General features: G+C 66.3%; 10 protein-coding genes and 1 tRNA gene. 1 reads left to right on the top strand and 10 read right to left on the bottom strand.

Features of this window, described 5'->3' with window-relative positions; all coding sequences use genetic code 11:
• Window positions 1-4: 4 nt before the first annotated feature.
• From VES41_RS03585 to petA, 7 genes are all read right to left on the bottom strand, one after another.
• Complete coding sequence (locus VES41_RS03585; RefSeq protein ID WP_324813075.1) at window positions 5-820, bottom strand: DUF2092 domain-containing protein; 816 nt, start codon at window positions 818-820, stop codon at window positions 5-7.
• A gap of 166 nt (window positions 821-986) precedes the next feature.
• Window positions 987-1,062: transfer RNA gene (locus VES41_RS03580), tRNA-Thr, on the bottom strand.
• 61 nt (window positions 1,063-1,123) lie between these two features.
• A complete protein-coding gene (locus VES41_RS03575) occupies window positions 1,124-1,696 on the bottom strand; it encodes a ClpXP protease specificity-enhancing factor (protein WP_324813073.1) in 573 nt (190 codons plus the stop codon).
• An 84-nt stretch (window positions 1,697-1,780) separates the two neighbouring features.
• On the bottom strand, window positions 1,781-2,392 hold the full coding sequence (locus VES41_RS03570; protein WP_324813071.1) for a glutathione S-transferase N-terminal domain-containing protein: 612 nt from the start codon (window positions 2,390-2,392) through the stop codon (window positions 1,781-1,783).
• Window positions 2,393-2,491: 99 nt separating this feature from the next.
• Entirely contained in the window at window positions 2,492-3,247 is a 756-nt protein-coding gene (locus VES41_RS03565) for a cytochrome c1 (protein WP_324813068.1), read from the bottom strand.
• Window positions 3,248-3,267: 20 nt separating this feature from the next.
• On the bottom strand, window positions 3,268-4,668 hold the full coding sequence (locus tag VES41_RS03560; RefSeq protein WP_324813065.1) for a cytochrome bc complex cytochrome b subunit: 1,401 nt from the start codon (window positions 4,666-4,668) through the stop codon (window positions 3,268-3,270).
• 11 nt (window positions 4,669-4,679) lie between these two features.
• Entirely contained in the window at window positions 4,680-5,297 is a 618-nt protein-coding gene (gene petA / locus VES41_RS03555; protein WP_324813063.1) for a ubiquinol-cytochrome c reductase iron-sulfur subunit, read from the bottom strand.
• 175 nt (window positions 5,298-5,472) lie between these two features.
• Between petA and mscL the strand changes: the two genes are divergently transcribed.
• The gene (gene mscL, locus VES41_RS03550) at window positions 5,473-5,904 is read left to right on the top strand and encodes a large conductance mechanosensitive channel protein MscL (protein ID WP_324813061.1); all 432 of its coding nucleotides are present in this window, start codon (window positions 5,473-5,475) and stop codon (window positions 5,902-5,904) included.
• On the opposite strand, the gene pdxA is transcribed toward mscL, so the two are convergent.
• The 3 genes from pdxA to VES41_RS03535 are packed head-to-tail and all read right to left on the bottom strand — an operon-like array spanning window position 5,891 to window position 9,047.
• Complete coding sequence (gene pdxA, locus VES41_RS03545; RefSeq protein ID WP_324813059.1) at window positions 5,891-6,937, bottom strand: 4-hydroxythreonine-4-phosphate dehydrogenase PdxA; 1,047 nt, start codon at window positions 6,935-6,937, stop codon at window positions 5,891-5,893. The genes mscL and pdxA overlap by 14 nt on opposite strands.
• Window positions 6,934-7,713, bottom strand: a complete 780-nt coding sequence (locus VES41_RS03540; RefSeq protein WP_324813056.1) for a Nif3-like dinuclear metal center hexameric protein — start codon at window positions 7,711-7,713, stop codon at window positions 6,934-6,936. The genes pdxA and VES41_RS03540 overlap by 4 nt, the downstream gene beginning before the upstream one ends.
• Complete coding sequence (locus VES41_RS03535; protein WP_324813053.1) at window positions 7,713-9,047, bottom strand: MFS transporter; 1,335 nt, start codon at window positions 9,045-9,047, stop codon at window positions 7,713-7,715. The genes VES41_RS03540 and VES41_RS03535 overlap by 1 nt, the downstream gene beginning before the upstream one ends.
• Window positions 9,048-9,294: the final 247 nt, after the last annotated feature.

Here is a 9,294-nt window from a genome sequence, read left to right as displayed (position 1 = left end):
TTCCTCACTGATTCTTGACAGGAACCATCTCGATGGCCTTCGCACCGCTGGGCGGCACGAACGTGAAGCGCGAATCCTTGAAGGTCGGCTTCATGTTCCAGGCGAAGTGCGTGGTCGACTGCGGACGGGCATCGTCCGTCGTGTCGGTGATCACCAACTTCAGCGGAACCGGGTTGCTTCCCGTCGTCAGCCAGATCTGCCAATCGATGCCAGGCTGGCGGAACGCGTAGTGGTCGCACACCATGCCGTCGATCAGAGCCTGGCCGGCGTTCATGGCGGACGTGAGATTGGTCAGCGGCGCCGCGGGCGTGCCCAGCACGAACAGATCGGCGGCCGGGAACTCCACGCCGTAGCTCGTCCTGAGCTTGGCGATCAGTTCGCCGAGCGTGCCGGAATAGTCCACGGTCGAGTAGTAGTTCGAATCCGGGAACTGCAGTGCGATCTTGCTGCCGTCGTAGTAGAAGTTGCGCCGCATCGCCGTCGTCGACGTCTGCACGGCGATGCGGTTCGGCCGCGCCACCTGAAGGTCGGCTTCGGCCGAGTGGGTCAGTTTCTGGCCGTCGGCAAGCACGCGCTCGCCGGTCAGGTCGACCGTGACCTCGAACCGGCGCAGGGTCTGCAGGTAGCTGCCCATGCTGGTGATCGCCTGCACGGCGGCAGGGTCTACCACGCCTGCGGCGGGACTTGTTGACGCAGCCGATGGCGCAGCGGCCGCCATCGTGCTCGGCTGTGTCGCACTGCTGGTGGCCGAAGGTGGCGCGGTGCTGCAGGCACTGAGCAATACGGCCAGGCAGATCGCGTTGACCTTGAGAAGCGTCATCTTGAACCTCCAGAAACGGATCGAATGGAGACACAACGGAAACAATCGCGGCCAACCATAACCCCGAGTTTGCGAACTGTCCAGCCGCCGCGCTCCTGCGACTGGACAGCCCGCCTGCACAAAAAAGAAAAGGCCCGGCCAACGATGAACGTTGCCGGACCTGATGTGGTGCCGCTTGTCCGAATCGAACGGACGACCTTCCGCTTACAAGGCGGGTGCTCTACCAGCTGAGCTAAAGCGGCTTGGATTGAATTCTATGTCTGCGCGAAGCAGGCACCGCGTGCGAACGCCTGCGGGCCGCCGCTACTTGATGCGCTTGAGCGAGGGCCGCGCGCCCGGACCCGTCGGAGGTTTCGGCGGGTCTTCGCCGTTGTCCGGGGCGACGCTTGCCGGTGCACTGTCCGCCGGTTCCGCCCCTTCGCTGGCCACCAGGTGCACCACACGCGCTGGATCGGTTTCGGCCGCGCGGGGCGCGCCGCCGCTCTTGGGGAGCGCACCAGCGTCTGCCGGCGTCGCCGACACGGGCGGGGCCGGCGACTGTGCGGGTGCCGCCGCCACCGGTGGGAACGCCATGCCCTGGCCGTTCTCGCGGGCGTAGATTGCAATGACCCGATGGATCGGAACGACGATGTCCCGCGCGACACCGGCAAATCGCGCCTTGAACTCGATGAACTCGTTGCCGAGCTTGAGCGAACTGGTGGCGTCGAAGCTGATGTTGAGCACAATCTCGCCGTTCTTCACGTACTCGCGCGGCACCTGGACGCTCTCGTCGACCTGCACCGCGACGTACGGCGTGAAGCCGTTGTCGGTGCACCATTCATAGAGCGCCCGGACCAGGTAGGGTCGGGTGGAAGAGGACTCGATCGCGCTGATCATTGCTTGATGTCGGAATTGCCAAGGCATGCAGCCGGGCATGGGCCCGGCCACGACTCTACTACCTGCGCAACGCCCATCGGCCGCCTACTTGCGCATCACCTTTTCGGACGGCGTCAGCGCCTCGATGTAGGCCGGGCGGGAGAAGATCCGCTCGGCGTACTTCAGCAGCGGGGCGGCGTTCTTGCTCAGGTCGATGCCATAGTAGTCCAGGCGCCAGAGCAGGGGCGCGATGGCCACGTCGAGCATCGAGAAATTGTCGCCCAGCATGTATTTGTTCTTGAGGAACACCGGGGCCAGTTGCGTCAGGCGATCGCGGATGTGCGAGCGCGCCTTCTCCAGAGCCTTTTCGTTGCCCTTGACGCCGCGGTTCTCCAGCGTGGACACGTGGACGAACAGCTCCTTCTCGAAGTTCAGGAGGAACAGGCGCACGCGCGCGCGGTCGACCGGGTCGCCGGGCATGAGCTGCGGATGCGGGAAGCGCTCGTCGATGTACTCGTTGATGATGTTCGACTCGTACAGGATGAGGTCGCGCTCGACCAGGATGGGCACCTGGCCGTACGGGTTCATCACGCCGATGTCTTCCGGCTTGTTGTAGAGATCGACGTCACGGATCTCGAAGTCCATGCCTTTCTCGAACAGTACAAAGCGGCAACGGTGAGAAAAGGGGCAGGTGGTTCCTGAATAAAGCACCATCATGGCGAGAGACTCCTAAAAATCAAAAAGAGTGGGTCGCTCTTCGCAACCCACTCTGCGGGACCGGCAGGCGCCCAGGGCGCCCGGTCGATGCCATCGGACCTACTTGACGTCTTTCCAGTACGCAGCGTTGAGACGCCACACGAACACCAACGTCATGGCCAGGAACAGGAGCACCCAGACGCCGAGGCGAATGCGTGTGTTCTGCGCCGGTTCGGCCATCCACTGCATGTAGCCTACGAGATCTCCGACCGCCTGGTCGTACTGCGCGGGCGTCAGCTTGCCGGGCTTGACCTGCTCCCAGCCGGAAATCACGTGGACCTTGTGTCCGTGCTGCTCGACCTCCTTGTAGACGGGGCGGCGTTCGCCCTGCAGTTCCCACAGGACGTTCGGCATGGCCACGCTCGGGAAAGCCAGATTATCCCAGCCCGTGGCCTTGCTGGAGTCCCGGTAGAAAGTACGCAGGTAGGTATACAGGTAATCGGGGCCGGTGCCGCCATGGCCGGCACGCGAACGCGCCACCAGCGTGAGGTCCGGCGGCACGGTGCCGAACCAGCCCTTGGCGTCGCGCGGGTTGAAGTTCGCCTGCATGGTGTCGCCCACCTTTTCGGTGGTGAACAGCAGGTTGTCCTTGATCTGCTGCTCGCTGATGCCGATGTCCTGCAGCCGGTTGTAGCGCATGAACGCCGCCGAGTGGCAGTTGAGGCAGTAGTTGACGAACAGCTTGGCGCCGTTCTGCAGGGCTGCGATGTCGGTGGTCCGGTCGGGCGCCTTGTCCCAGGCGATGCCGCCTTCGGCGGCATGCGCGCCGGTGACGATGCCGAGCGCGGCGACGAGCGTGAGGATGAGCTTCTTCATGTTCTACGTTCCCGCTGTGGTCAGTGCGCCGAATAGGTCACGCGCTCGGGCACAGTCTTGAACTCGCCCAGGCGGCTCCACCATGGCATCAGCAGGAAGAAGCCGAAATAGAACAGGGTACCCACCTGCGACACCCGCTCGCCGGTAGGCGATGGCGGCTGCACGCCCAGGTAGGCCAACACGACGAAGTTGATCACGAACACGCCGTAGACGTACTTGTGCCAGTCGGGCCGATAGCGGATCGACTTGACCGGGCTGTGGTCGAGCCAAGGCAGGAAGAACAGGATGATCACGGCACCGCCCATGACCACCACGCCCCAGAACTTGGCGTCGATGCTGAGCATCATGGCCGCCACGGCGACCGCGGCGATGACGATGACCACCTTGACAGCGGTGATGACGCGCGCCTTCCACACGCCCAGGGCGGCGGCGGCCACCACGCAGGCGATGAGCGCGTACATCATCTCGCTGGTGATGGCGCGCAGCATCGAATAGAAAGGCGTGAAGTACCAGACCGGCGCGATGTGATTGGGCGTCTTGAGCGAGTCGGCCGGGATGAAGTTGTTGTACTCGAGGAAGTAGCCGCCGGCCTCGGGCGCGAAGAAGATCACCGCCGAGAAGATCATCAGGAACACGACCACGCCGAAGATGTCGTGCACCGTGTAGAACGGGTGGAACGGCACGCCGTCGAGCGGATGGCCGTCGGGGCCCTTGTGGGCCTTGATCTCGACACCGTCCGGGTTGTTGGAGCCGACTTCGTGCAGTGCGATCAGGTGCGCCACCACCAGGCCCAGCAGGACCAGCGGCACCGCGATCACGTGGAAGCTGAAGAAGCGGTTGAGCGTGGCATCGCTGACGACGTAGTCGCCACGGATCAGCAGCGCCAGGTCGGGGCCTATGAAGGGGATGGCGGAGAACAGGTTGACGATCACCTGCGCGCCCCAGTAGCTCATCTGGCCCCAGGGCAGCAGGTAGCCCATGAAGGCCTCGGCCATCAGGCACAGGAAGATCGCGCAGCCGAAGATCCAGACCAGCTCGCGTGGCTTGCGGTAGCTGCCGTACAGCAGGCCGCGGAACATGTGCAGGTACACCACGACGAAGAAGGCGGACGCGCCGGTCGAGTGCATGTAGCGGATCAGCCAGCCCCACGGCACGTCGCGCATGATGTACTCGACCGATGCGAACGCCAGGTTCGCGTCGGGCTTGTAGTGCATCACCAGGAAGATGCCGGTGACGATCTGGATCACGAGCACCAGCAGCGCCAGCGAACCGAAGATGTACCAGAAGTTGAAATTCTTGGGCGCGTAGTACTCGCCCATGTGCTCGTTGTAGAGCTTGCTCAGCGGGAAGCGGTTGTCGACCCAGTTCAACAGCTTGCGGCTGGCGGGAGCGTTGGGGGAGATTTCCTTGAGTTCAGCCATGTCTTCCGTCCTCACGCCTTTTTCTTGTCTTCGCCAATGAGAAGGCGTGTATCGGACAGGTACGTGTGCGGCGGCACCGGCAGGTTGTCAGGCGCCGGCTTGTTCTTGAAGACACGGCCGGCCAGGTCGAAGGTCGAGCCGTGGCAAGGGCAGAGGAAACCGCCCTCCCAGTCGTCGGGCAGCGAAGGCTGGGGACCGGGCTGGAACTTGTCGGTCGGCGAACAGCCCAGATGGGTGCAGATGCCGACGACGACCAGGACGTCGGGCTTGATCGAGCGGTGCTCGTTCTGCGCGTATTCCGGCGTGAACTCGCTCGGATTGCGCTTGGATTGAGGATCGGCCAGTTCTGCGTCGTGCTTGGGCAACTCCGCGACCTGCTCGGGCGTGCGCTTGAGGATCCAGACCGGCTTGCCCCGCCACTCGACGGTGAGCTTCTCCCCCGGCTTCAGGGCGGCGATGTCCACCTCGACCGGCGCGCCGGCGGCCTTGGCACGCTCCGAGGGCTGGAACGTGCTCACGAAAGGTACGGCTGTCGCCACGCCTCCCACCACACCCGCACAGCTGGATGCGATCAACCATGTCCTCTTGCTGCTGTCGACTCGAGCCGGGCCGACGGGTGTCTCACTCATGGGGTCCTCAATCTTTTGCGTTGGGGTTCGGGGGTCAACCTACGATTGTAGCGGAGCGTAAACGTCAAACTCAACGACGGCGCGCCCGAGGGCCGCGCCGGTGTTGCGACCACGCGTCCCGCTCTTGCCTCGTCCCTATACTGGCGCCTCGTCCAATCACAGTCTGGGGATCAACATGGGCTTCATGACCGAGTTTCGTGAGTTCGCCATGAAGGGCAATGTCGTCGACCTCGCGGTCGGCGTCATCATCGGCGGCGCATTCGGCAAGATCGTCGACTCGCTCGTCAAGGACATCATCATGCCGATCGTCGGCCTGGTCTTCGGCAAGCTGGATTTCTCCAATCTCTACATCGTGCTCGGCACCGTGCCGCCGGGCGTCAACAACACCTTGGCCGACCTGCAGAAGGCCGGCGTGCCGGTGCTCGCGTACGGCAATTTCATCACCATCGCGGTGAACTTCATCATCCTGGCCTTCGTGATCTTCGTGATGATCAAGCAGATCAACCGTCTGCGCCGCCAACCCGAGGCAGCACCCGCAGCGCCGCCCCCGCCGCCCGAAGACGTCGTGCTGCTGCGCGAGATCCGCGACGCCCTCAGGCGCCCCTGAGGAGCAGCCGCGCCATGCGAATCGCCTCGATGAGGCTGGACGCGTCCGCGCGGCCGGTGCCCGCCAGGTCGAACGCCGTCCCGTGATCGGGGCTGGTGCGCACCAGCGGCAGCCCCAGCGTGACGTTCACGCCCTCCTCGACGCCCAGGTACTTGACCGGTATCAGCCCCTGGTCGTGGTACATCGCGATCACCGCATCGAATTCGCCCTTTCGCGCGCGCATGAACACGGTGTCCGGCGCATGCGGGCCGTCGGCGTCGATGCCCTCGGCGCGGGCGGCAGCCACCGCCGGGGCGATGACCTCGCGCTCCTCGCTGCCGAACAGCCCGCCTTCCCCGGCATGCGGATTGAGCCCCGCCACGGCCAGGCGCGGCGCCCGCCCGAGCACGCCCTGCAAGGACGCATGCGCGATGCGCAGCGTCTCGAGCACGCCGTCGAAGGTCACCGCCTCGATGGCATGGCGCAGCGACATGTGGATGCTGACGAGCACGGTGCGCAACTCGGCGTTGGCCAGCATCATGCGTACGGGCATCCGGGCGAGCGGCACGCCGGCATGGCGCGCGGCCTCGGCCTGCAGCAGTTCGGTGTGGCCGGGATAGGTGAACCCGGCTGCGGACAGCGCCTCCTTGTGCAGCGGGGCGGTGACCAGGCCGGCCACCTGCGCACCCAGCGCCGCCCGCGCGGCCCATTGCACGGCCTCTCCGGCGGCGCGTCCGGCGGCCGCGCTGATCTGCCCATGTCGCACGCCCTCTGGCGGCGACACCGCTTGCAGCACCGGGACGCAGCGAGCCGGCATCCGCAGTGCCTGGTCGGGCCGCTCGATCAAGGCCACGGGCAGGGCCGGCTCGCCGGGCCGGGCGACAGCGGCCGCAGCCTTTCGCAGGCATTCCAGGTCGCCGGCCACGAAGGCGCCTGCGGTCAGCGCCGGTGCGTCGCGAAATGCCTTGACGACGATCTCCGGCCCGATGCCGGCCGGGTCGCCCATGGTGATGGCCAGCGGCAGTGGCGCCGTTGCAGCGACTTTTGCGTTCACGCCGGGTTGTCGATGTCGATGAATTCGTGCGCCAGGCCCAGCTGGGCGGCAACGTGGCCGGCCACCGCCGGCGCGCCGTAACGCTCGGACGCGTGGTGGCCGCAGGCAATGAAGGTCACGCCCATCTCTCGCGCATAGTGGGCCTGCGGCTCGGAGATCTCGCCGGTGATGAAGGCATCGGCGCCGGCGGCGATGGCCGCTTCGAAATAGCCTTGCGCACCGCCGGTACACCAGGCGACCTGCCGGATCGGGCGGCCGTGGACGCCGCCGTCGACGTGCGTCACCTTGCGCCCCAGTGCCCGCTCCACATGTGCGGCCAGTGCCCGCCCGTCGGAGAACGCGCCGGCGTCGGGGAGCGCCCCCAGGAAGCCCAGTTCCTGTTCGCCAAAGCGACCGGCCGAGCCGGCGTGGGTGACCAGGCCCAGCCGCAGGCCGAACTGCGCGTTGTTGCCCAGTTCGGGGTGCGCGTCCAGCGGAAGGTGATAGGCGAACAGGTTGACGTCGTCGCCCAGCAGCAAGCCCAGCCGCTGGCGCATCCAGCCGGTCACGCGGCCGTCCTGGCCGCGCCAGAACAGGCCGTGGTGCACGAAGATGGCATCGGCCTCGGCGTGGATGGCGGCCTCGATGAGCGCGCGGCTGGCGGTCACGCCGGAGACGATCTTGCGCACGCTGGTGCGCCCCTCCACCTGCAGGCCGTTGGGGCCGTAGTCGCGGAAGCGCTCGGGCGCGAGCAGCAGGTCGAAGGCGTGCAGGAGTTCGTGGCGCGTCGTGCTCATCACGACATTGTCGCGCTCGCCGCTCCGTCCCGCATCCGATGCCCGCGCCGCGCCAGCGGCATCAGCCCGAGCACCACGCCCAGAATCGCCAGCGCGCCCACATAGTGCGCGGGGGCGAGCGGGTCGCGCTGCAGCCACAGCGTCAGGATCACGGGCGTCAGGCCGCCGAAGATCGCGTAGGACATGTTGTAGGCAAAGGACAGGCCACTGAACCGCACCGGCGCCGGGAAGGCCCGCACCCCGGCGATGGGCACGGTGGCGATGGTGCCCACGAAGAGGCCGACCAGTCCGTAGTGCCAGACCAGCGCCTGCGGCTCGCCCGGAAGCCCCGTATAGAACAGATAGGCGCTGACGAAGAGGCCGCCCCACCCGATCAACATGACCGCGCGTGTGCCGAAGCGGTCGCAGGCCCATCCGACCAGCACGCACCCGATCGTCAGGGTCAGGGTGGCCAGGACGTTGGCTTGCAGCGCCAGCGTCGCCGGCACGTGATGGACCTTCTGCAGGTACGTCGGGGTGTAGAGCACGACCACGACGATGGCCGCCGACAGCACCCATGTCAGCAGGGCCACGAAGAGCGAAGCGGCGCGGTGCTCGCGCAACACGGTCTTGAGCGGCAGTTCGGCGTCGCGGCTGCGGCGCTGCGCCAGTTCCTTGAAGACCGGCGTTTCGTGCAGGAAGCGCCGGAGATAGACCGACACCAGGCCGAACACGCCCCCCAGGATGAACGGAAGGCGCCAGGCGTGAGACTGGATCTCTTCGGCCGAATAGTGCGAGTTGACGCCCACCGCGACCAGCGATCCCAGCAGGATGCCGCCGGTGATTCCGCCCGTGAGCGTGCCCACGCCCAGGCCGTAGCGCTGCGCCGGGACGTGCTCGGCCACGAACACCCAGGCTCCCGGCATTTCGCCGCCGATGGCCGCGCCCTGCAGCACCCGCATGGCCAGCAGCAGCAGCGGCGCCGCCACGCCGATGGCGGCGTAGGTCGGCAGCAGGCCGATGATCAGGGTCGGGGCCGCCATCAGGAAGACGCTCAGGCTGAACATCCGCTTGCGGCCCAGCCGGTCGCCGAAGTGCGCGATGACGATGCCGCCCAGCGGGCGCGCCAGATACCCGGCGGCAAAGATGCCGAACGTCTGCAGTTGCCGCAGCCAGTCGGGCATCTGCGGCGGAAAGAACAGCCCGCCGAGCACCGTGGCGAAGAAGACGTAGATGACGAAGTCGTAGAACTCGAGCGTGCCGCCGAGTGCGGAAAGGGCGAGCGTCTTGTAGTCGCGCGCGTTCAGCAGGCGCGCGGGCGGCGGCGCCTCGATTGGGGTGGCTTGTGTGGTCATGGCTTTCGGTCGGTCGCTAGGCCGGACGCGCCCTCCCCTGGGGTCTGGGAGCGCAGAGCGGGTCGGGCGAAAGTGCCGGGCCGAGGGCGATGGGTGGTTGCCTTGCCAGGACGCTGGGACGCCGCCCGATCGGGCAGCGAACCGCAATACTAAGGGTAAACCCCTAACTACGCAGTAGCCGCGCCGCATTCTCGACCTGGGTGCCGGTATTTGTGCCGGGCGGCCAATGGGACAATGCGTGTCCTCA

It is taken from the genome of Variovorax sp. (assembly GCF_035634955.1).
Classification (GTDB): Bacteria; Pseudomonadota; Gammaproteobacteria; order Burkholderiales; family Burkholderiaceae_C; genus Variovorax.
The sequence above is the reverse complement of the archived record's forward strand: the minus strand, read 5'-3'. Positions and strand labels throughout refer to the sequence as shown.

Coding starts and splice junctions, on each gene's coding strand:
- VES41_RS03585 (WP_324813075.1), bottom strand. CDS start 820: ATGACGCTTCTCAAGGTCAACGCGATCTGCCTGGCCGTATTGCTCAGT.
- VES41_RS03575 (WP_324813073.1), bottom strand. CDS start 1,696: ATGATCAGCGCGATCGAGTCCTCTTCCACCCGACCCTACCTGGTCCGG.
- VES41_RS03570 (WP_324813071.1), bottom strand. CDS start 2,392: ATGATGGTGCTTTATTCAGGAACCACCTGCCCCTTTTCTCACCGTTGC.
- VES41_RS03565 (WP_324813068.1), bottom strand. CDS start 3,247: ATGAAGAAGCTCATCCTCACGCTCGTCGCCGCGCTCGGCATCGTCACC.
- VES41_RS03560 (WP_324813065.1), bottom strand. CDS start 4,668: ATGGCTGAACTCAAGGAAATCTCCCCCAACGCTCCCGCCAGCCGCAAG.
- petA (WP_324813063.1), bottom strand. CDS start 5,297: ATGAGTGAGACACCCGTCGGCCCGGCTCGAGTCGACAGCAGCAAGAGG.
- mscL (WP_324813061.1), top strand. CDS start 5,473: ATGGGCTTCATGACCGAGTTTCGTGAGTTCGCCATGAAGGGCAATGTC.
- VES41_RS03540 (WP_324813056.1), bottom strand. CDS start 7,713: ATGAGCACGACGCGCCACGAACTCCTGCACGCCTTCGACCTGCTGCTC.
- VES41_RS03535 (WP_324813053.1), bottom strand. CDS start 9,047: ATGACCACACAAGCCACCCCAATCGAGGCGCCGCCGCCCGCGCGCCTG.